Here is a 20,053-nt window from a genome sequence, read left to right as displayed (position 1 = left end):
ACGACAACAAGTTCGATGGTGATCGTACTACGATATTCATCGAACTTCGACAGTCGTCGTACTATTGAGCCATGAGCGAGCCCGAAGTCCTGCCGCATCCCGACCGGTCCGAGATCAAGGTGGACCAGGTGCTGCAGGCGCTGGGCGACCCGGTCCGGCTGGAGATCCTGCGGGTGGTCTCGACGGCTCCGGCCGAGGGCATCGCGTGTGGGGAGTTCCCGCTGCCGGTGGGCAAGTCGACCCGCACTCACCACCTGCGCATCCTGCGCGAGGCAGGCGTCATCACCTCGCGCATCGTCGGCACCCGGCGGATGATCAACCTCCGCCGGGACGACCTCGACACGCTCTACCCGGGCCTGCTGAACGGCGTACTGGCCGCTCTAAAAACCCCTGCTTCCTCCTGAGCGGCGCGACGACCTGCGGCTGGAACCACCGCCGCTAGAACGAGTGCGGGACGACCACGAGCGCCTACGGCTACTGCCACCGCTGCTGCTGGAGTCATCGTCGTCGGCCCAGGACGAGCTGCCCGAATCCGAGCCCCAGCTGCTCATCGAAGTCCCGACATCGTCACTCCACCGGCTGAAGCGCGCCGACGGCCGGTCATTCGCCCAGCGCGCACGCATCGCGGCACCGGCCCGGCGAGCATCCTGGTCCGGGAAGGTCCAGCGGTCCTCGCCGTTCGTCCAGTAGCCGTCGATGTACGACGCGAGCTCCTCGCCCAGCGTCCAGTACGGCCGGGCGGTTCCGCGTACGTCGACCATCCGGACTGCGGGCTGTTTGTTCTCGGCCAGCTGCCGGGCGCACTCGTCGCAGAGTTCCACCGTTCGCTCGACCCCGCCCTCCGGCGCCCAGACGGCTTTACCCGTACTAGGCCCGTGCCGCGGGTCGAAGAAGCAGGGCGGCGTGGGCTCCGGGATAGGCCTGCCGTTGCGCATGGCGTCTAGACAGACCAGGGCGTACCTCGCCGATCCGAGCAAGGTGGTGATGGCCTCGACATCACTGTCGCCCTTGGCCTTGTCCAAGCGCTGCCGGGCTTTCTCGATCGTGTCGAGCACGTCCCGGATCAGCTTCGACTGCTGCGGGTCCAACGTCGTCGGCAAGGCCGAGACCTGCTTGGAGAAGTCGATGATCTCCTCGGTCAGCACTGGCCGCACGACTTCCAGGTGTTCCTGCTGCTCCTGACGCCGACGACGCCTCGCACCCAGCGTCGTACCGCCCCACCAGAGCACGCCGACGCCGGCCACTCCCCCGGCATACGGCGCGGCGTCGACGTACAGCGGTTTGTTGACCACCTGGGCCCGCTCGATGAACTTCTTCAGCATCTTGTTGTAGTTCGGCGCGCAGCAGTCGACGGCCTGGTCCACCGCCGATTCCACGTGGTACGTCGGACCCTTGTCCGCGCGCTGGACCGCGTGCAGCCCGCGCCCGTTCCGCTCCGACGACGCGTCGACCAGCACCACATAGATGCCTTCGACGCCGACCCGGTCGTACAACTGGTCGGGGATCTCCTCACCTTCCCAGGCGAGCTTGACCCGGCTGGAGCCATAGCTGGACGTGTTGAGGTTGAGGTTCGCGGCCGGGATGACCGCGATCCGCATCGGCACGGGCGCCTTCCGCACCGCCTCGTTGAGATCGTCCACCTGGGACTTGCTCAGTTCGTCGTCGTCCCCGACATAAACGCCGGGATCCGCCAGTTTGAGTGCGACATCGTCCATGTACTGCTCGATCTTGGCCTGCCTGGCCTGACGGTCTCCCTTCGTGTCCGGCGGCGTGTAGACGTACCGCGGCTTGCTGGTGCTCGGACTCGGAGACTTGCCGGGCGTAGGTGTTGGGGTTACATGCGAGGCGGCGGCGACACCAGGTGTCCAGAGCAGCACAGTCGCGAGTACCAGTAAGGCCTTCATTGAGCTCCTCCCGAGAGCCTGTCCCGGCAAGCAGCGCAGACCGGGATTTCCCGGGCTTTCCCGCCCGGCGGCGTGTACATCCAGTCGGTCACGGACATCCCGTGAGCCGGGTCGAAGAAACAGGCGGCACGCCTGGGCGGTACCGGTTGATCAGCGAGAACAGCTTGCGCACTAGCCAGTCGCCAACGTCCGTACTCGACAGTGGCCCGCAAAGCCCGCAGGCCTTCGTCATCCTGCTCCAGGTCGGCCAGACGACCTGCGTCGGCGTATGCGTCCATCGCCGCCTGCGCGTGGGCCGCGACCAACTCGCGATCCACTGCCAGGTCTGCCGCGTCCAGCTCCTCTCCGAACCTGGTCACATCCTCACGGGCCAGACGTCGTCGTTCGGCCAATGTGTCTGCCTCGTCCGGCAGCACCTCGTACGACGGCTTGTACAGCGGCGGCGGTTCCCTATCCGGCTTACGCTTCCACCGCCACAGCCCGAGGCCTGCCGCGACTAGGACGACCAGAGCGATCAGTAGGACCCATAGCCAGCCATTCCCGCCAGGAGATTCCGCAACGCCTATGCGAGTCAGTACGGCGTCGAGCAGCCCGACCGGGTCAGACCGTGAGTAGTTGTCCAACTCATCCGTCAGGACCTCACCGATCGGCGTATCGACCCCAACGGCACTACTCCAGACGAGCGCTCCACCGAACACCACGATGTACACGCCGTCTTGGCGCCACGTGTCGACCACAGCGTCCACAAAGGCTCGCGCCTTCTGCTCCCGCGTGGAGCCGGCCATCTCGTTCAGAGCGGCCGCAGGTACTACGGCAATCCGCACGGCCGGCTGGTGCGACTGAACCCGCAGGGCCAACCGTTCAGCCTCGGCGGTCGGCATCAGCGCCTGCTGCGACGGATGGACGTACACCGGGCTCACCTGCCACCCAGCGGCGACCTCCTCCACTGTGGGCGAAGGCGCTACAGGTGCGACCAGGAATAGCAGGCTGAGGAGCAAACGCATCCCCGCAGCATGCCGGATGGCCAGGTCCTACGAGCTAGGCCGGTCCATATAGCGCGTGCGGGTGACGCGTCGAGTAGGCCCAGTAGCGATCCCCGTACGACCAGTGCCACCACTCGGTCGGGTAGTTCACCAGACCGGCGGCAGTGAGCACGTCGGCGAGCAGGGAACGGTTCTGCCGGGCCTCGCGGGACACGTTCGTCGCCGCGAAGAAGCAGGCGCCATCGCTCTGCTCGGGCGTCGCGTCGATCTCGGTGCCGAGGTCGAGCTGTTTGCCCTCGGCGTCGATCAGGGTCAGGTCCACCGCGCCACCGGCGACATGCGGTGCGACCTCGATCGGCGAGACGAACCGGCTGGCCAGCACGTGCACGTCCTCCGGCGCGATGCCCGGGTGGAGGCGCTCCAGCTCGGCGCGATAGCCGTCGTAGATCTCCTGCTGGACCCGCGACGGACGCAGGCCCTCCGCGACGTACAGCCTGGTCCCTGCCGGCAGGAAGCCGTCGGCGATGGCGAGTCGCTCGGCCAGCCCGGCCCGGACGCGGCGATGTGCCGTGCCCGGGGTCGGACCGGTCCGCGCGCAGGCGATGCCACGCTCGCGCAGGTCGACCAGGGTCTCCCCAGACTCGACCACCGGGATTCGGGTGATCAGCTCGTCGCTGAGCAACACCGGCAGGGATGTCGTCACGCGCGGTCCGCCACCGCGGTCGCGAGCAGCACGTTCACCACGTCGGCGTAGCTCAGACCGGTCGCGGCCCACATGCGCGGGTACTGCGAGGCGGGAGTGAAACCGGGGAAGGTGTTCAGCTCGTTCACCACGGGCTCACCGTTCTCGAGCACGAAGAAGTCCACCCGGGCCAGGCCGCGGCAGCCCATCGTCCTGAACACGGCGATGGCGGTCGACCGCAGCCGCTCGGCCAGCTCCGGATCGATCGGAGCCGGGATGATGAACTCGGTGGCGGCGCTGGAGTACTTCGCTTCGGCGTTGAAGAACGGCTGGTTCGGGTCGCTGTGGATCTCCAGCGCGGGCCCGACCTCGATGGAGCCGTCGGGCAGCTCGATCACGGACAGGTCGATCTCGCGGCCGATCATCTCCTGCTCGACCAGCACCTGCGGATCCAGCGCGGCGGCCTCGGCGATCGCGGCGGACAGCCCGGCCGTCTCGGTGACGCGGCTGACGCCGAAGCTGGAACCACCGGATGCGGGCTTCACGAACACCGGGTAGGCGACACCGGCCTCCTTGAGCTGTACGGCGGCGTCCTCCGCGTCGGATCCGGCCTGGGTCAGCGCCTCGCCGCGCAACGCGATCCCGGGCGCGACCGGAATACCGTGCGTCGCCAGCACCGCCTTGGTGGCGTGCTTGTCCAGGCTGAGCGCGCTGGCCGAGACGCCGCTGCCGACGTACTTCACGCCGAGCAGTTCGAGGAAGCCCTGGATGGTGCCGTCCTCACCACCCTCGCCGTGCATCGCGGGCACGGCCACGTCCGAGGCGCGCAGCGCGGCGAGCGCGGCGTCCAGGCCGGGAGTGCCGTTCGTCGTCCAGCTGCCGTCCCGCCCGATCACCAGGCGGATCACCTGGTGCCCAAGGCTCTCGGCGGCGTCGGCGATACCTCCACCACTGGCGAGGGACACGTCGTGCTCGGAGCTGACGCCTCCCATGATCACGGCCACGGTCATCCGCGGCGTGCGCTGCTGGGCGGCCGCCGTCACGGAGCTGGTGGTCATATCTGCCTCTCTATCGGGGAGATCCGGTGTTTTCAGCCGGGTCTAGATAACGTCGGGGCACTCTGGCGCCGATGCCACAGTAGATCTCATGCTGGATCGTGCCCGCCCAGCCTGCCCAATCGGCGGCGGTCGGCTCACCCTCGGAACCGTTGCCGAAGATGACCACTTCGTCACCAGGGGTGGCGGGCAGATCACCGAGATCCACGACGAACTGGTCCATCGCGATCCGCCCGGCGATCGGCACTCGCACCCCGCGGACCAGCACGGTCGCCTGCACTCCGCGCGGGATGCCGTCCGCATACCCGAGGGGAACCAGCCCGATCGTGGTGTCGCGCTCGGCGACGTAATCGTGTCCGTAGGAGACGCCCTCGCCGGCCCGGATCCGGCGGACCTTGAGCAGGCTGGCGGAAAGCCGCATGGCCGGCTGGAGACCGGCGCCGGTCTCGTCGATACCGAACAGGCCCGCGCCGATGCGGGCGAGGTTGAGCTCGGGGGCGTCCAGCGTGATGGTGCCGGCCGAATTCGTGAGATGCAGGTACTCCGGGTCGAGCCCGGCACGACGCGCGAGCACCACCCCGGCGCGGAAGATGTCAAGCTGCTGCTGGTTGTGCACGCCACTCGGCTCATCGCCGTGGGACAAGTGCGACCACAGCCCGCGAACCCTGAACCGCCCCTCGGATTCGAGCCGTGCGGCGGTCTGGGTCAGCTCGATCCACTGGTCCGCCGAACTACCGCCGCGGTGCATCCCGGTGTCCAGCTTGAGGTGCACGCTTCGCACATTCGGAGCGGCGGCGGCCTGCTCGAGCTCGGCCAGACCGGCGATACTCACTTCGACGTCCTGCAGCAGCTCCAGATCGTCCGGACCGTAGAGCCAGACCAGGATCGGCGCGGTGATACCCGCCTCGCGCAGCTGCAGCGCCTCCTCGGCCCGGGCCACGCCCAGCCAGGTCGCGCCCGCGGCCAGCACGGCGCGTGCGACCGGGATCATGCCGTGGCCGAAGGCATCCGCCTTCACGACCGCCATCACCTCGAGGCCGGGGCGAACGCGCTGGAATCGGTGCACGTTCGCCTGGATGGCGGCGAGGTCGATCACTGCCTCTGCCAGCCCATCACAGCCGGCCTGTGGCAGCGCTTCGACCAGGTTCATATCCGCCATTGTTGTTCTCGGCAACGAGCCACCACATCATTTCGGGGGCCCATCTTACCCGGGCATGATGTAGAACCCTGGTAGGAATCGTTGTCATACCGTGGGATGACGACCCGTTGCAGTTGCGCGATCGCACCCTGTGCCTGGGAGACTACCGCCGTGACGTTGCGCGCGAAGTGGAACGAGCTGCTGCCTCAGCTGGCGACCCTGAGCGCCCCCGCCGCCCTCGCCGACGAGCTGATCGCCCGCTATTCCGCCCGGACCCGCCGCGTCTATGGGGAGGATTACCTCGAGATCGTGCTCACGGCGCTGGGCTTCTTGGTGCAGCTCAGCACCGATCCGACCGCCGTCCGGCTCGCCGCCTGGTTCCACCGGGCCGAGCATCTCCCCGGCGGCAGCCCCGCCGAGGACGCCGAGGCCTCAGCCCGGTTCGCCGAACGGCTGCTGCCCGTCCACGGCATCGACCCGACCCGTACGGCGGAGGTGGCCCGCCTCATCCGCCGTACCGGCTCTGACGGCGTGGCGCCGGATCGGCGCGACTTGGTCCCGGATCGGCCTGACGCCAACGGCGACGTACTGCTGGACGCGGTCAACGCGCACCTGGCGGCGGCACCGGACTGGTATGCCGAACACGTGGCCGAGCTACGTAGGGCCAGCGACGACCGCGACGCCTACCTGCAACGGCGGTACGACGAACTGGGCCTGCTCCTGGCCGAGGAGACGCCGCTGTTCCGGACGCCGTACGCCGAGCAGCGGATGGGGCCGGGCGCCCGTGCCAACTTGCAGGCAGAGCTGGAATCCGTGGACAGCGCGATTCCCGCACCCTGGCGTGGTTGGTCCAGTGCGGCTCTGACGGCTACTGCGACGTTTGGAGCGATTGCGGCCGCAGCGGTTGCCGCAGCCGCCTCTGGCGCACCCTGGCAGGTCCCGGCGGATGAGCCGGACTCGGTCGTCTTCCCGCTGTTAGTGGCGCTTCTGGCCATCGGTATCTCTGCCGTGCTCTTCAGGTGCGCACGAAGCGGGCGACAGCGTGCGGGGCTCATTGCGGGCGGGATCCTCGCTCTGTCCGTCACGGCACTCCTGGTCACCTGGGCACGTATTCCGGTCACTAACTCCGTGAACGGCGTAGGCCTCCGCGTGCCCCTACTGATCGCGGCACTAGTCCTTGTAGCCATCGCAAGCGCCGCAGCCATTGCAGGATCGCTACTGCGCGCTAGAACGACTAGGTATCTCCCGGCCCGGAACCACGGCCAGCAGCTCTCATGGTTCGCAGTAGCGGTAGTGATCGCCCTAGTCCTCCTGTCCGTCGTCCAGCCGGTCTCGCGGGCGTACCTGCTCAATGCGAACGAGTGGGTCCGTCCGGCCACACAAGCCGCCCAGCCCGCCCCCAAGTCCACGCTGAACGGTCAGGTCAGTTGGACGAACGACGAGGCCACCGGCTGGCTAGAAGAGGCTGTGGCCACCAAACACGGCATTGCGCTCGCAGGCCGGAGTGGCGTGGTCGAGATGCTCGATCCGGCTACTGGCGACATCCGGTGGCGCTACACCCGCAGTGACACGGATTCGCGTTCGCCTGAGCTCTACGCACTGAACGGCGGTGACCTGGTCCTGGCCGACTTCCCCGGCTTCGGCAAGGTGGTGCTCGACGCGGACACCGGACGTCGTACGGCGGCTTGGCCTCGCGACGACAAAGACCAGGTCGTGCAGAACGCGGACCCGCTGGTCACGGGCGAATCGTTCGCCACCGGCTCGGACAAGCTCCGCGGGGTGGACGTCAACGGGCGGATCCGCTGGACGTACGAGCCGGGTCGTTGCACGGAGGTCAACGCGGCGGCCACGGCCGGTGTCGTGGTGGGCCTGCTGAGCCACGAGTGCGGTAGCAGCGGCGACGAGCTGGCCGGGCTCGACGTGGACACCGGCAAGCAGCTTTGGCAGCGCTCAACCAAGGAGGGCTACCGGCGGCCGATGGTCGTTGGTGACCTGGTGGTGGCGGCGGTCGAGCCGGACGGCGATTCCGACCCGGCGACCGCGCTCGTCGGGATCGACGCACGCAGTGGCGCGGAGCGCTGGCGCTGGAAGGTCCCGCAACAATGGGCCTGCCGCACGCTGCTGATGCCGTCCGGGCGCATGGTCATCGTGGTCGATTGCCCCGGCCCGGAGACCCGGACGAACGACACCTCGGTGGTCACCGCCATCGACAGCCGTACCGGCCGGACCGCCTGGCAGCACGTCGCGCCGATCGATCCGCGCGGCCGGGTCGCGGTCACGACCGACGGCCGCGTGGTCGCGCTGACCCGGACGGGCCAGGGCTGCCAGCTGAACGTGGTCTCGCGGACCGGCTTCCGTCAGGCCCAGTTGCCCGACGGCGTCACCTGCAGCCGGGAGGCCTGGGCCTTCGGCAACCAGGTCTTCACCGCGCAGCGCGACGGCACCATCGTCGCCCTCCGCTAGTTAGCGGCCGGCTGCGAGTTGCGCCTCGGCACCCGCGAGGAGGGCGGCGACCTGGGCGCCGAAGACGACGTCGGTCGGGTGCGAGTCGCCTGACTCCGCGGCCGCGATCAGCTCGGTGACGGCCAGCGAGAAGCACTCGACCACGGGCGTGCTCCGCTCCGGCGGCGAGATCACGCCGCCCGAACCCCAGAACCCGGTATCGAAGTTGCTGCCCTCCGGCGGCGCCGACAGCGACAGACTGGCCGTGCTGGTCGCGCCACCGTCGTGCTTGAGCACCAGGTGAACCAGGTCGCCCTCACCACTCACCGCGGTCAATCCCGTGATCGGGCCGAGCACCGCGGTCAGGTTGGACAACGCGTGCGGACCGACGTCCCAGAGGGCGCCGCGCTGTTCGCGCCGCCAGGGTGAGTTCGCATACGGATTGCCGGGCGCGTCCAGCGAGGCCAGCATCCTGGTCCAGCCGCCCTTCCAGCCACCGGTCTGCTCCGCCTCGGCGAACCAGGCCCGCACCTCGGGATTGAACCGGTCGGTGAAGAACACCACCGTGGCCAGTCCTTCCTTCGCGACCTCGTCGGCCAAAGCCGCCGCGTCCTCGGCGGTATCGGCGACGGGCTTGTCCAGCAACAGGTGTTTGCCGATCGCCGCGGCCTCCATCGCCATCGTCGCCTGCACGGCTGGTGGCACGGCGAAAGCAAGCGCGTCGACCGATTCCAGCAACTGTCCGTAGTCGTCGTATCCCTTGACCCCGAGCTGGTCACCGAGTGCGTTCGCCTTGGCGGCATCGCGGCCCCAAACCCCGACGAGTTCGGCGCCCTCGGCCGCCTGCAGGCCCGGGCCGTGTGTCGCTTGGGCCCAGGGACCGGTCCCGACCAAACCGAAGCGCATGGTGACCTCCTTATGACGAGCCGATATCGCTTTGGCCACGACCCTAACCGGAATCGAAATCGACTCGTTGCTGGCTACTGTGCGATGCGAGACTCACGGCCATGGAGCTGCGTGACCGGTGGAATCGCCTGCTGCCGGACGCCCAGCCGCTCGGCGAGGATCTGCTGGCCCGATACGGCGAGCAGCACCGGCACTATCACGACCTCCAGCACCTGGCCGAAGTGCTCGATGTGATCGACGAACTGGCCGATCTGACCGATGACCCGGTCGCGGTCCGGCTGGCCGGCTGGTTCCATGACGCGATCTACGATCCGCAGGCCGATCCCGGTGAGAACGAAGAGGTCTCGGCCCAACTGGCAGAGCTCGAGCTGGCTGCCTACGGGGTCGCCCCCGAGCGCGTGGCCGAGGTCGGCCGGCTGATCCGGCTGACCGGAACCCACCGGGTCGAGGACGGCGATCGCAACGGCGCCGTGCTCTGCGACGCGGACCTCCGCATCCTCAGCCAGGACCAGGAGCGGTACGACGAGTACGCCGCGGGCATCCGCCGGGAGTACGAGCACGTGCCCGACCGGGACTTCGCCCGCGGCCGCAGCGCCGTGCTCGAGCGCCTTGCGGCCACTCCCCTCTACACGTCCGAGCGGGCCCACGAGAAGTGGGAGGAGTCGGCCCGCGCCAACCTTGAGCGCGAGCTGGCCGCACTACTTCCTCAAACGGCTAGACCGGCTGCTGGGCTCATCCCGCTCGTCTACCTGGGTTCGACCCTGGGAGCCACTGTCGCGGCCTCGGTGCTCGTCGGCCGGGGTATGGCCGCAGCCGCGCGTTGGCCCGTCCCCGCGGACCAGCTCACGTCGTACCCGGTGTGGGCGCCAATCCTCGGCACGGCGCTTGCTGCGGGGATTACGTGCGCCTGGTTCCGCCGTGCGCCGGGGCAGCGCCTACTGATCATGCTGGCCGCTTTGCTGGGCCTAGGTGGTGCAGCCGGTGTGGCCGCCTCCCTGTTGACCTGGCCGGATGCACGGCTTGGAGCCGCTCTGAGTGAGCGCTGGCCGTACTTCCTGCTTGGGTCGATCACCTTCATGCTTGCGGGCGGATTGCTCGCGCTGGCCAGACGGCTACGAGCTACGCCGCTCTACGCGGTTGAACCTCGTCGAGTCTTCGCAGCGGGCACAGTCGTCGCTTGCGCAATGATCCTCGGCCTAGTCGCCATTGCCGCCGGGAAGCCGTTCGTCCAGGCTCGGCTGGAGAAGGCGAACACGGTCAGCACTACGGCCACCAACGCGCCCGGGACGATGGCGGTATCCCTGGACGGCCAGTTGGCGTGGAGCCGCGAGGTGCCCGCCATGGGGACTATCGCCGGCACTGCGGGCGGAATCGCCGAGCTACGACCCGATGGCGTAGTGATGTCCGACGCGACCACTGGCGAAGTCCGCTGGCGTTACTCGCGCGCTGACGTCGACGACGCCGCCAAGACCGGTTCGCGCGGTCTACTCGTCTCGAACGACGGTAAGACGCTTGCGGCCTACCTGCCGTACGGCGGACCGGGTACGCGCAGTGGCATCGACCTCCCGACGTACGCCGTGCTGGACGCGATGACCGGTCGAGTGCTCGCGGACGTCCACACCGACGGCAAGGCGCTCGCTGTCGACGCGGACCGGCTACTGGTCGCTGAAGGCAATAACCTCGCTTCCCACGGCGTGAGCGCGCCTACGCATTGGGAGGCTCGTTCGCGTTGTGCCGTGACTCAGGGCACGCTCACGGCCGGTCTGGCCGTTGTTGTTGACGCCTGTGACGGCAACAGCGCGATCGTCCGCGGGATCAACCTGGACAACGGTGAAGCCCGGTGGGAGGTCGACTTGAGTCTCAAGTTCAACCTCTCCTCCGAGCTGGACCGGCAGAGCTGGGTCGGCCAGATCGTCGCCGTACCGGACACGCGCCTGGTCTCGGGTCTGCTCTGGACGGCCGCAGCCGGTGGCACCCTGAACCAGTGGACGGTTGACGCCGGTGAAGGCCGGCTGACCTGGTCAGCGCCAGTGCCGGGCACACCCCGCCCCAGGCTCGGCCCGGACTCCTGCGACGCACAGCTCGCCGCCACTCGCTCATCCCTCGTCATGGTCGCTTGCCGCGCTCCCGGCGATCCGGGACAGCCCCAGTCGTACGACGTGGCCGCGGCCAGCCCTGCCGACGGGACGCCGCAGTGGCACCACCTGCTGCCGGTGCCGGTTCAACTCCAGCAGCCGACGTACCCGCGGGACGGGTTCGCCCAGTTGCCGGATGGGCGCATGCTGACGTTGATGCCGCAGGCGGACGGCAGTTGCGCACCGGTGATGATCGGAACCGCCGGCGTCGTGCCGCGACCACTGGTCAGCGTCGCGGGTGCCGCCGACGCCAAGGCGGTGACCTGCGCCCGTCCGACCGTCGCCGTGGTCTCCGGCCGCCCGGTCTTCAGCGACGGCAAACGCCTCGCCGCCCTGCGCTAATCGTTGGAGCCTTTGCGGTGGCGTAATCCGGAGTCGATCAGGCGGCGGACCAGCACCCGGCTCGCAACCGGTAAGGCCCCGAGCGCGACCATCTCGTCGTACAGCTCGGACGGCACGTCGTAGTGGTCGCGGTCGAAGCCCTTGGCCGGGATACCCGCGGCCTTCGCGAACGCGTGCAACTCCTCGAACGACTCGTCACTGACCAAATGCGACCAAACCCTGCCCCAGCCCGGCCAAACCGGCGGATCGATCAGGATCATCCGTGCCGCCCGGTCTCGGCGTCGAGCAGGTTGCGCCAGGACCGGACGAACCGCGAGTCGACGTACGCCTTGGTCCACGAACCATCCCGGCGCACCGACGACCCGACGTGGAACCGCCGTACCCCCGACCCCACCAACCACGGCACATGCTCAGGCTTCAACCCACCACCAGCCATCGTCACGGCCGCCACAGCCGCGTCATCCTTGGCCAGGCGGCACAGGTCGTCCAACCCGGTATCGACGCCTCGAACCGCTCCAGCCGTCAGCACACAGTCCAGCCCGGGCAACGTACGCAAAGCCAGCCAGGCCTTCCGCGGATCCAACGCGGCGTCAATGGCCCGGTGAAACGTCCACGGCGTCCCGGCGAAGCTCTCGACCAACGCCGTCGTCGCCTGGACGTCGACCTCAGCGTCCGGCGTGAGGAACCCGAGCACGAACCCGTCCGCCCCCGCCGACAAGTACTGCTGGGCGAGCCCGGCCAACCGCTGGATCCCCGCGCCGTCGGCGGTGAACGAGTCGAACGACCGCAACATCACCCGCAGCGGCAGATCCGTACTACGCCGAATCGCGCTCACCGTAGACACGCTCGGGCACAACCCGTCGTAGTCCATCGAGGCGCACAGCTCGAGCCGGTCCGCCCCACCCTCCTGCGCCGCCTCCGCATCCGCCGGATGCAACGCGATCACCTCAAGCAACGCTCCCATCCCCCCATCCTCTCCCACCTCACTCCCGCCTCCCCGCCACCTCTCCCTTCATCGGTCCCTCCCGCCCCCGCGTGTCACCGTTCATCGGTCCCTTGTGACCAGGCGTGTCGGGGTTCATCGGGCCCTTCTGACCAGCGCTTGACGCGTCAGGATGGTTTCTGTATCGTTTTTCTAGAACGATTTAGAAGAACGATACAGAAAGGTGTGCGAGATGGCCCCCAGCGTCACCATCAAGACCGTCGCACAGGCCGTCGGCGTCTCGCCGTCGACCGTGTCGAACGCGTACAACAAGCCGGGCCAGCTCTCCACCGCCCTGCGCGAGCGCATCCTCGCGACCGCCACCGAGCTGGGGTACGCCGGGCCCGACGCCGCGGCGCGCACCCTGCGCAGCGGCAAAGCCGGCTCGATCGGCGTGCTGTTCACCGACAAGCTTTCGTACGCGTTCTCCGACCCGTATGCCGTCGGTTTCCTCGCCGGCCTGGCGGAGATCGCCGAGCAGTTCAGCACCAGCCTGCTGCTGATGCCGATCAGCGATGCCGACACCGAGGGCAGTACGACGGCGGTCCGGCAGGCGGCGATCGACGCGGCCACGATCTTCTGCGTGGCCGAGGGTCATCCGGCGCTCGACACGATCAAGGCGCGCGGGATCCCGTTCGTCTCCACCGACCGGCAGGATGATCCGGACAGCCAGTGGGTCGCGATCGACGAGTTCGCGGCGGCCGCGGCGATGGGCCGGCATCTGGCCCGGCTCGGGCATCGCGATCTGATCGTGCTGGTCGACAACAACGAACCGGCCGGCTCCACCGCGGTCGAGCTCGATCTGGCCGAGGTGACCTGCACCGACTGCGGGTTGCGCATCAAGGGCCTGCTCTCGGAGCTCGGCGAGGGGCGGATGCGGATCATGTCCGGCGGGCACAACGCGGTCGCCTCCGGTCGCGCCGCCGCCGAGCTCGCGCTGGACTCCCAAGACCGGCCGACCGCCATCGTCGGGCTCAGCGACGTCCTCGCCCTGGGCGCGCTGGAGGCGATGCAGACCCGCGGCCTGACCGCCGGACGCGATCTGACCGTGGTCGGTTTCGACGACATCCCTGCTGCCGCCACCGCCGGACTCACCACGATCCGGCAGCCGATCAGGGACAAGGGGCGCGCCATCGGCCGCCTCCTGCTCGACCCGGATGCCACCGAGCGCCAGATCCTGCTGCCGACCGAACTGGTCGTCCGTTCGACCAGTGGCCCGGCGCCCCGCAACTGACTTCACACCCATTTTCAAGCTCCAGAAGGGAGCACAGCCATGTCCTGGATTCCCGGCAGCACTGCCATCGAGAACACCCGCGCCCTGGCGCAGTCGGCCCTGCCCGACGCCCCGCAGATCCACGAGCCGGACCCGATCCCGCGTCGTGCGCCGGCCACGAGCGCCGTGCGGAGCCTCCGCGCACGCCTCAGCGCGACCCTTCGGGCGACCGCCCGGCACGAGCTCGCGCTGGCCGATCGGCTCGACCCGAACTGCACTGCCTGAGCGCCGAGCCCTAACCGCATTGCCTGAGCCGATAGTGCCCCGTGTCCGGTCGGACACGGGGCATTTTGGTTTGGGTTGTCGGTGGCGTCTGGCAGGCTGATGGACGATGAACGATCCCGATGTCCTGCTGACCGCTCGCGCACTGGTGCTTCACGACCTGGCCGCGCGCGGTTTCAACGATCCCGTGATGGTGTCGTTGCTCGAAGACGCCGTCGCCGGCCGGCAATGGTGGCTGGACCAATGGCCCGACGGCGCGGAGCACATCGCCGGCCTGGTCGCGCAGGATGTGCAGGACCGCCTGGTCGACTCGGGAGTGCGCTGGCCACGCTGTACGGCGTGCGACGAGCTGGCCGATCACGAGCTCCGCATCGAGCCCGAGCTCGGCCCCGACCCGCACTGGGTCTGCGAACGCGCCGGCATCAGCGTCAGCCCTCTCGGGCGTCTGACCTGAACGCCGTTTGGTGAGGGCCCGTCCGCTAGGCGGGCCCTCACCCTGGCTTCACGCAGCGAGCTGGGCGGGTTGGCCGGCGTTGAGGTGCAGCGTTCGACCGGCAAAAGTCGAACGCAGCGATCGGTCGTGGGTGACGAGGACCAGCACGCCGCCAAAGCCGACCAACGCCTGCTCGAGCTCATCGACAAGAGCCGGCGAGAGGTGGTTCGTCGGCTCATCCAGCAGCAACAGATCAACCGGCCTCGTTATCAACCGAGCCAGATCGACCCGTCGCCGTTGACCAATCGACAACGCGGCCATCGGCTTGGCCAGATCCTCCGCACGGAAAAGCCCGAGCGACAGCAACTCCTCCCGATGCTCCTCAGGCAATCCCCGCCGCCCGGCCGCGAACCGCGTCAGCACGCTCTCGGCACCAGGCGAACCATCGTCCTGCCGGAAGAACCCGACCCGGCCGGATCGTCGTACGTCCCCGTGATCCGGCGTCAGGTCACCCGCGAGAATCCGCAGCAACGTCGTCTTGCCCGCACCATTCGGCCCGGTGACGAGCAACCGCTCCCCCGCCTTCAGCGACAACTCGGGCACTCGCAGCCGCGACCCGAGCACCACGCCGTCCAACTCGAGGCCACCGGCCAGCGCGCCGGCCAGAGGCGAACTGAAGACGAGTGGCTCGGGCGGACGCGGCACCGGGTCCGCCTCCAACCGCCGCAGGTGCTCGCGGGCATTGCGAATACGGTTCGCGGTGTTGGTCGCGGACGACCGCATATGACTCGCACCCGAACCGTCCTTCGCGCTCTTGCGAGAGATCCCGTCGAGCCAATCCGTCGCCCGATCCGCCAACTCGGTATGCCGCGCCACCTCGGCCACCCAGTCGTCGTACCGCTGGTGCCAGCGTTGCCGCGCGGACGCCTTCGCACGCAGCAGTCCGGCATACCCGTCGCCATAGCGCCGTACCGCGTGGGTGTCGGCGTCCACCTCGAACACGGTCGACGTGACCGCGTCCAGGAAGGCCCGGTCATGCGTCACCGCGACGACCGTGCCTTTGAAGCGGCGCAGGTGCTGCTCGAGCCACGTGATCGCGTCGTCGTCGAGGTGGTTCGTCGGTTCGTCGAGCAGGATCAACTCGGGCGACGAGGCGAGCATCGCGGCCAAAGCCAACCGCGCCCGCTGGCCGCCCGACATCGTCCCGATCAGGCGGTCGCGCCGCAGGCCGGGCAGGCCCAGCCCGTGCAGGGCGGCGTCCACTCGGGAGTCGGCCTCGTAACCTCCGCGCTGCTCGTAGGCCGTGAGCAGATCGCCGTACGCGTCGAGGTCCTGCAGGTCGGCCTCGGCCGCGGCGATCTCCCGTTCGAGCATGCGGAGGTCGGCCATGGCGTGGTCGATGACGTCCGCGACGGTGGCCGAGCCGGGGAGGTCGAGCGCTTGCGCCAGGTGGCCGATGCCGCCGGGCGCGGCAACGGAGACCTCGCCGTCAGTCGGGTGCTGCAGGCCGGCGATCAGGCGGAGCAGGGTGGATTTACCCGAGCCGTTCTCACCGACCACACCGACCTTCTCGCCGGGCCGGATCGACAGCGTGACGCGGTCGAGGACCAGGTGATCGGGATGGCGAACGGTGACCTCGGTCAGGGTCAGATGACTATCCAGGGGCGCGCGCATAGGGCGTCTCCTCCTCGTCTCTTGCCAGGAAAGGCAGGCGAAACCGGCCGCGGAATGACTGAGAAGGAGACCGCGGACCGGTCAGAGATCACAGGTAGAAGTAGGAAGCCATGCAGCTAAGGTAGGCGGGCGCTTCAGGGCTGTCACCCGAATTTCCGGGGTGAGGTCAGGGTTTAATTGGGTCGCGCTACATGTAGCCAGGCTACTACTATGGCGAGCATGTTGCTGCTGTTGCGGATCACCGCGTTGATCCATGCCGTTGCCGTCTTCCTGCAACCCGTGCTGGCCGGCTCCTACCTGTCCGGCAGTGTCGGCGCGATCCAGGGGCACGGGGTGATCGGCAGCGGCCTGGTCCTCGTCGCGCTCGTGCAGTTGCTGGCGGCAACGATCTACTGGCGGCGTGGTGGCCCTGGCTGGCCGGCCCTGGCGACCGCCCTGATCATCGCCGCCGAGACGCTCCAGATCGTGATGGGTTTCAACCGCGCCTTCACCCTGCACGTCCCGCTCGGCGTCGGTCTGCTGCTGGCCTGCACCGCCTTCGCGATCTGGACCTTCCAGCCGGCGGCCCAATTCAGCCGGAGGGCTGCGGTATGACGCTTGTTCTCTTGAGGATCGTGCTGGTCCTGCATGCCGCCCTGGTCGTCGTTCAGCCGGTGATGGCTGGCTACTTCCTGTCCGGCGAGGTGGACGCGATGTCCGTGCACAGCCCGCTCGGCTCGACCATCTGGATGCTGGCCTTCCTGCAGATCTTCGTCGCCGCGCTCTACTGGCTCGCCGGTCGCGGCCGCGGCTGGCCGGTGCTCGCCTCGATCGGCCTGTTCATCGCCGAGATGACGCAGATGACGTTGGGCCACACCCAGACCATGTCGGTCCACATTCCCCTCGGTACGTCGATCGTGGTGGCCGTCGTGCTGCTGGCGATCTGGTCGTTCCGCCCGGCCGCGCGCCAGGTCCGCCCGCGCCGCGTCCGCTCCGAGCGACAGGAGGTCGCCGCATGACCCTTTCCCGACGAGGCTTTCTCGGCGTTGCCGGTATGGCCGTGGGGCTTTCCGGCTGCGGTCTCGACTTCAAGCCGTCGCAAGCCGGCGAGCTGCTGAAGAGCCAGGCGCCCCTGCCCGAAGCCTTCGCCGTACCACTGCCGATTCCGTCCGTCGCGAAGCCGATCCGGACGGCGAACGGCGTCGACCACTACCGCATCACCCAGCGCAAGGCTCAATTGGAAATCCTGCCTGGCCTGCGGACCGAGGTGCTCGGGTACGACGGGCAGTTCCCCGGGCCGACGTTCGACGTACGCAGCGGGCGCACGATCGCCGTCGAGCAGGTCAACCAACTCGACGTCCCGACGGTCGTCCACCTTCATGGCGGGCACACCCCGTCCGCGAGCGACGGCTGGCCGACGGACCTCGTGAACCCTGTTGGCGGTATGCCCAGTGGCCACCAGCACCACGGCGGCCACGCGATGCCCGGCGACGTACGGGAGGGGCGGCGCACGTACACCTATCCGAACGAGCAACGCGCCGCCACCCTCTGGTACCACGATCACCGGATGGACTTCACCGCGCCACAGGTCTATCGCGGCCTGGTCGGCCTGCACCTCATCCGCGACGCCGAAGAGGAGGCATTGCCCTTGCCTGCAGGCGATCGCGAGGTGCCGCTGGTGATCGCGGACCGCGCCTTCGAGGCAGACGGCTCGTTTCGCTATCCCGCACTCGACCCGACGTTGATGAGCACGCCCGGCGTCGAAAGCGCTTATATGGAAGGCGTTGTGGGTGACGTCATCCTGGTCAACGGCGCGCCCTGGCCAGTGCTCGAGGTGGACGCCGCCCGCTACCGCTTCCGCATCCTCAACGCTTCCAACGCCCGACGCTATGAACTTCATTTGGAAGGCGGGCCTAGCCGGTTCGTCCAGATCGGCAGCGACGGAGGCCTGCTGGACAAGCCGATCGAGCACGAAAGCCTCGTCATCGCACCGGCTGAACGGTTCGACGTCATCATCGATTTCAGCCAGTACGCCGTGGGGTCCGACGTGACGCTGGTCAACCGGCTCGGCTCGGGCTCGACCGCCCAGGTGATGCGGTTCAAGGTGGCGCGCGCGGCCAAGGACGACTCGGCCATTCCGGCGAAACTCTCGTCGTACCAGGTGGTTGAGACCCCCAAGCGCGTCGTACGACGGCAGTGGCGGTTCCGCAAGGGCGCGAGTGGTTCGCATGCCGACTGGTCGATCAACGGGCGGGCGTTCGACCCGTCGCGGATGGAGGCTCGGCCGCGGCTCGGGGAATACGAGATCTGGTCGTTCGTGACGGACGTGCATCACCCAGTACATGTGCATCTCTCTCCTTTCCAGGTGTTGTCGCGTGGTGGCGCCAAGCCGGGACCGTACGACGCGGGGTGGAAGGACACGGTGGACGTGCGGCCGTCGGAAGTGGTCGAGGTGTTGATCAAATTCACGGCACACAAGGGGAAGTACATGATTCATTGCCACAATCTCGAACATGAGGACATGGCGATGATGGCGGCCTTCGAGACGATCTAGCCAGCTACTTAGGTCGGTTTGGTTTAGCCGAAGGTCGGTGGTTGATCGACTGGACCCGGCCTACGTTCGGGTCATGAGCCAGCCGACCCGACGTCACGTCCTCGCGATGCTGCCCGCCGTCGCCGCCATGACCGCCCGTCCCGGTCTGGCGGCGGGCTCACCTGCTCCGAACGGCTTCCTGATAAGGGATGTGCGGATCTTCGACGGCCGCCGGGTGATCGAGCACGGCTCGGTGCTGGTCGCCGGCGGGCACATCCTGGCCGCCGGACACCTGCCGCTGCTCGACCACCTCAAGGTGTACGACGGTCGCGGGCGGACCGTGCTGCCCGGGCTGATCGACTCCCACGTGCACACGTATCCGGAGGGCCGGGCGGACGCGTTGCGCTTCGGCGTCACGACCGAGCTCGACATGTTCAACAACCCGGATCTCATACCGGCGGCGCGCGCCCAGCGGCGTACGACCGCCAAGACCACGACGGCCGACCTCTGGTGCGCCGGCAACGGCATCACCGTGCCGGGCGGCCATCCGTTCGCCCCGGACTGGCCGCTGCCCCGGGTCGAGCCCGACACCGATATCGAGCGCTTTGTCGCCGACCGGGTGGCCGAGGGATCGGACTACATCAAGTTCGTCTCGGAGCCGGGCCGGCCGGGACAACCCCTGCCCACGTTGACGGCTCGGCAGGTCGAACAGGTCATCGCCGCCGCCCACCACCACGGCCTCCGCGCGGTCGGCCATGCCGAACGGCGAGGCGTCTACCTGCAAGCGGCCGAGGCCGGTGCGGACGGTCTAGTGCACGTCTTCGCGGATGCCGAGGCGACCGCGGACGACGTGCGGGCGATCAAGCGCAGTGGGGTCTTCGTCATGCCTACGTTCTCGGTCATCGACTCGGGTGTCGGGGCGACCGAGCTGCTGGAGGATGAGCGGGTGGCGGATTGGCTCAGTCCGCACCAGCAGTACTTTCTCAGCCTGATCCCGAATCCACCGCGACCGGAATACCTGCGCGTGGCGACCGCGAACGTCCGCAAGCTGCACGCCGCCGGAGTCCCCATCCTGGCCGGCAGCGACGCCCCCATCCGCGCCAACGCGAACGGCGTCAGCATGCTGATGGAGGTCACCCACCTCGTCCGCGCCGGCCTATCCCCCACCGACGCCCTCACCGCCGCGACCGCGGGCCCGGCCCACCACTTCGGCCTCACCGACCGCGGCCGCATCACCCCCGGCCGCCGCGCCGACCTCGTCCTCGTCGACGGCGACCCGACCACCGACATCACCGCCCTGCGCGCCATCCACACCATCTGGAAGAACGGCCACGTAGTAGACCGCACCCCACCTAAGGACGACGAGTGAT

Annotated in this window: 19 protein-coding genes; 10 read left to right on the top strand and 9 right to left on the bottom strand. The window is 68.5% G+C overall.

Annotated features, from left to right (window positions below; genetic code table 11):
- Positions 1-71 precede the first annotated feature (71 nt).
- Positions 72-404 (top strand): ArsR/SmtB family transcription factor, encoded by a 333-nt coding sequence (locus OG394_RS32940; RefSeq protein ID WP_328991074.1) that lies wholly within the window; start codon positions 72-74, stop codon positions 402-404.
- Here OG394_RS32940 and OG394_RS32935 read toward each other — a convergent pair.
- The 5 genes from OG394_RS32935 to alr are packed head-to-tail and all read right to left on the bottom strand — an operon-like array spanning position 381 to position 5,774.
- Positions 381-1,904: a hypothetical protein gene (locus OG394_RS32935; RefSeq protein WP_328991073.1), complete on the bottom strand. Its 1,524-nt coding sequence runs from the start codon at positions 1,902-1,904 to the stop codon at positions 381-383. The two genes, OG394_RS32940 and OG394_RS32935, sit on opposite strands and share 24 nt — an antisense overlap.
- Positions 1,901-2,908 carry a hypothetical protein gene (locus tag OG394_RS32930; protein WP_328991072.1) on the bottom strand — a complete coding sequence of 336 codons (1,008 nt, stop codon included), beginning with the start codon at positions 2,906-2,908 and terminating at the stop codon, positions 1,901-1,903. Before OG394_RS32930 ends, OG394_RS32935 begins: the two co-directional genes overlap by 4 nt.
- Positions 2,909-2,942: 34 nt before the next feature.
- Positions 2,943-3,590, bottom strand: coding sequence for a M15 family metallopeptidase (locus tag OG394_RS32925; protein WP_328991071.1), 648 nt, complete (start codon positions 3,588-3,590; stop codon positions 2,943-2,945).
- Complete coding sequence (locus tag OG394_RS32920) at positions 3,587-4,627, bottom strand: D-alanine--D-alanine ligase family protein (RefSeq protein WP_328991070.1); 1,041 nt, start codon at positions 4,625-4,627, stop codon at positions 3,587-3,589. Before OG394_RS32920 ends, OG394_RS32925 begins: the two co-directional genes overlap by 4 nt.
- Positions 4,628-4,637: 10 nt before the next feature.
- Positions 4,638-5,774: an alanine racemase gene (gene alr, locus OG394_RS32915; RefSeq protein WP_328991069.1), complete on the bottom strand. Its 1,137-nt coding sequence runs from the start codon at positions 5,772-5,774 to the stop codon at positions 4,638-4,640.
- 159 nt (positions 5,775-5,933) lie between these two features.
- On the opposite strand from alr, the gene OG394_RS32910 reads away from it, so the two are divergent.
- Complete coding sequence (locus OG394_RS32910) at positions 5,934-8,225, top strand: outer membrane protein assembly factor BamB family protein (RefSeq protein ID WP_328991068.1); 2,292 nt, start codon at positions 5,934-5,936, stop codon at positions 8,223-8,225.
- On the opposite strand, the gene OG394_RS32905 is transcribed toward OG394_RS32910, so the two are convergent.
- On the bottom strand, positions 8,226-9,110 hold the full coding sequence (locus OG394_RS32905; RefSeq protein ID WP_328991067.1) for a Gfo/Idh/MocA family protein: 885 nt from the start codon (positions 9,108-9,110) through the stop codon (positions 8,226-8,228).
- A 101-nt stretch (positions 9,111-9,211) separates the two neighbouring features.
- Here OG394_RS32905 and OG394_RS32900 point away from each other — a divergent pair, with 101 nt between their 5' ends.
- The gene (locus OG394_RS32900) at positions 9,212-11,587 is read left to right on the top strand and encodes a hypothetical protein (RefSeq protein WP_328991066.1); all 2,376 of its coding nucleotides are present in this window, start codon (positions 9,212-9,214) and stop codon (positions 11,585-11,587) included.
- Here OG394_RS32900 and OG394_RS32895 read toward each other — a convergent pair.
- Positions 11,584-11,847 (bottom strand): DUF4031 domain-containing protein, encoded by a 264-nt coding sequence (locus tag OG394_RS32895; RefSeq protein ID WP_328991065.1) that lies wholly within the window; start codon positions 11,845-11,847, stop codon positions 11,584-11,586. The two genes, OG394_RS32900 and OG394_RS32895, sit on opposite strands and share 4 nt — an antisense overlap.
- The gene (locus OG394_RS32890; RefSeq protein ID WP_328991064.1) at positions 11,844-12,551 is read right to left on the bottom strand and encodes a copper homeostasis protein CutC; all 708 of its coding nucleotides are present in this window, start codon (positions 12,549-12,551) and stop codon (positions 11,844-11,846) included. Before OG394_RS32890 ends, OG394_RS32895 begins: the two co-directional genes overlap by 4 nt.
- Positions 12,552-12,762: 211 nt before the next feature.
- Here OG394_RS32890 and OG394_RS32885 point away from each other — a divergent pair, with 211 nt between their 5' ends.
- The 3 genes from OG394_RS32885 (at position 12,763) to OG394_RS32875 (ending at position 14,518) form a co-directional block, all read left to right on the top strand.
- Positions 12,763-13,803 (top strand): LacI family DNA-binding transcriptional regulator, encoded by a 1,041-nt coding sequence (locus OG394_RS32885; protein ID WP_328991063.1) that lies wholly within the window; start codon positions 12,763-12,765, stop codon positions 13,801-13,803.
- 39 nt (positions 13,804-13,842) lie between these two features.
- Positions 13,843-14,067: a hypothetical protein gene (locus OG394_RS32880; RefSeq protein ID WP_328991062.1), complete on the top strand. Its 225-nt coding sequence runs from the start codon at positions 13,843-13,845 to the stop codon at positions 14,065-14,067.
- Between the two features lie 106 nt (positions 14,068-14,173).
- Entirely contained in the window at positions 14,174-14,518 is a 345-nt protein-coding gene (locus OG394_RS32875) for a hypothetical protein (RefSeq protein WP_328991061.1), read from the top strand.
- Positions 14,519-14,566: 48 nt separating this feature from the next.
- Here OG394_RS32875 and abc-f read toward each other — a convergent pair whose 3' ends face one another.
- Positions 14,567-16,171: a ribosomal protection-like ABC-F family protein gene (gene abc-f / locus OG394_RS32870; RefSeq protein WP_328991060.1), complete on the bottom strand. Its 1,605-nt coding sequence runs from the start codon at positions 16,169-16,171 to the stop codon at positions 14,567-14,569.
- A gap of 219 nt (positions 16,172-16,390) precedes the next feature.
- Here abc-f and OG394_RS32865 point away from each other — a divergent pair, with 219 nt between their 5' ends.
- The 4 genes from OG394_RS32865 (at position 16,391) to OG394_RS32850 (ending at position 20,052) form a co-directional block, all read left to right on the top strand.
- Positions 16,391-16,765 (top strand): hypothetical protein, encoded by a 375-nt coding sequence (locus OG394_RS32865; protein ID WP_328991059.1) that lies wholly within the window; start codon positions 16,391-16,393, stop codon positions 16,763-16,765.
- Positions 16,762-17,169: a hypothetical protein gene (locus OG394_RS32860; protein WP_328991058.1), complete on the top strand. Its 408-nt coding sequence runs from the start codon at positions 16,762-16,764 to the stop codon at positions 17,167-17,169. The genes OG394_RS32865 and OG394_RS32860 overlap by 4 nt, the downstream gene beginning before the upstream one ends.
- The gene (locus OG394_RS32855; protein WP_328991057.1) at positions 17,166-18,704 is read left to right on the top strand and encodes a multicopper oxidase family protein; all 1,539 of its coding nucleotides are present in this window, start codon (positions 17,166-17,168) and stop codon (positions 18,702-18,704) included. The genes OG394_RS32860 and OG394_RS32855 overlap by 4 nt, the downstream gene beginning before the upstream one ends.
- Positions 18,705-18,777: 73 nt before the next feature.
- Positions 18,778-20,052 carry an amidohydrolase family protein gene (locus OG394_RS32850; RefSeq protein ID WP_328991056.1) on the top strand — a complete coding sequence of 425 codons (1,275 nt, stop codon included), beginning with the start codon at positions 18,778-18,780 and terminating at the stop codon, positions 20,050-20,052.
- Position 20,053 lies beyond the last annotated feature (1 nt).

The organism is Kribbella sp. NBC_01245, from assembly GCF_036226525.1.
Lineage (GTDB): Bacteria > Actinomycetota > Actinomycetes > Propionibacteriales > Kribbellaceae > Kribbella.
Note: the sequence above shows the minus strand (reverse complement) of the source record. Positions and strands in the feature narration are given on the sequence as shown.

Bases quoted from the DNA above. Each gene is read 5' to 3' on its own strand.
- OG394_RS32940 (WP_328991074.1), top strand. From the start codon at position 72: ATGAGCGAGCCCGAAGTCCTGCCGCATCCCGACCGGTCCGAGATCAAG.
- OG394_RS32935 (WP_328991073.1), bottom strand. From the start codon at position 1,904: ATGAAGGCCTTACTGGTACTCGCGACTGTGCTGCTCTGGACACCTGGT.
- OG394_RS32930 (WP_328991072.1), bottom strand. From the start codon at position 2,908: ATGCGTTTGCTCCTCAGCCTGCTATTCCTGGTCGCACCTGTAGCGCCT.
- OG394_RS32920 (WP_328991070.1), bottom strand. From the start codon at position 4,627: ATGACCACCAGCTCCGTGACGGCGGCCGCCCAGCAGCGCACGCCGCGG.
- alr (WP_328991069.1), bottom strand. From the start codon at position 5,774: ATGAACCTGGTCGAAGCGCTGCCACAGGCCGGCTGTGATGGGCTGGCA.
- OG394_RS32905 (WP_328991067.1), bottom strand. From the start codon at position 9,110: ATGCGCTTCGGTTTGGTCGGGACCGGTCCCTGGGCCCAAGCGACACAC.
- OG394_RS32900 (WP_328991066.1), top strand. From the start codon at position 9,212: ATGGAGCTGCGTGACCGGTGGAATCGCCTGCTGCCGGACGCCCAGCCG.
- OG394_RS32895 (WP_328991065.1), bottom strand. From the start codon at position 11,847: ATGATCCTGATCGATCCGCCGGTTTGGCCGGGCTGGGGCAGGGTTTGG.
- OG394_RS32890 (WP_328991064.1), bottom strand. From the start codon at position 12,551: ATGGGAGCGTTGCTTGAGGTGATCGCGTTGCATCCGGCGGATGCGGAG.
- OG394_RS32885 (WP_328991063.1), top strand. From the start codon at position 12,763: ATGGCCCCCAGCGTCACCATCAAGACCGTCGCACAGGCCGTCGGCGTC.
- OG394_RS32880 (WP_328991062.1), top strand. From the start codon at position 13,843: ATGTCCTGGATTCCCGGCAGCACTGCCATCGAGAACACCCGCGCCCTG.
- OG394_RS32875 (WP_328991061.1), top strand. From the start codon at position 14,174: ATGAACGATCCCGATGTCCTGCTGACCGCTCGCGCACTGGTGCTTCAC.
- abc-f (WP_328991060.1), bottom strand. From the start codon at position 16,171: ATGCGCGCGCCCCTGGATAGTCATCTGACCCTGACCGAGGTCACCGTT.
- OG394_RS32865 (WP_328991059.1), top strand. From the start codon at position 16,391: ATGTTGCTGCTGTTGCGGATCACCGCGTTGATCCATGCCGTTGCCGTC.
- OG394_RS32860 (WP_328991058.1), top strand. From the start codon at position 16,762: ATGACGCTTGTTCTCTTGAGGATCGTGCTGGTCCTGCATGCCGCCCTG.
- OG394_RS32855 (WP_328991057.1), top strand. From the start codon at position 17,166: ATGACCCTTTCCCGACGAGGCTTTCTCGGCGTTGCCGGTATGGCCGTG.
- OG394_RS32850 (WP_328991056.1), top strand. From the start codon at position 18,778: ATGAGCCAGCCGACCCGACGTCACGTCCTCGCGATGCTGCCCGCCGTC.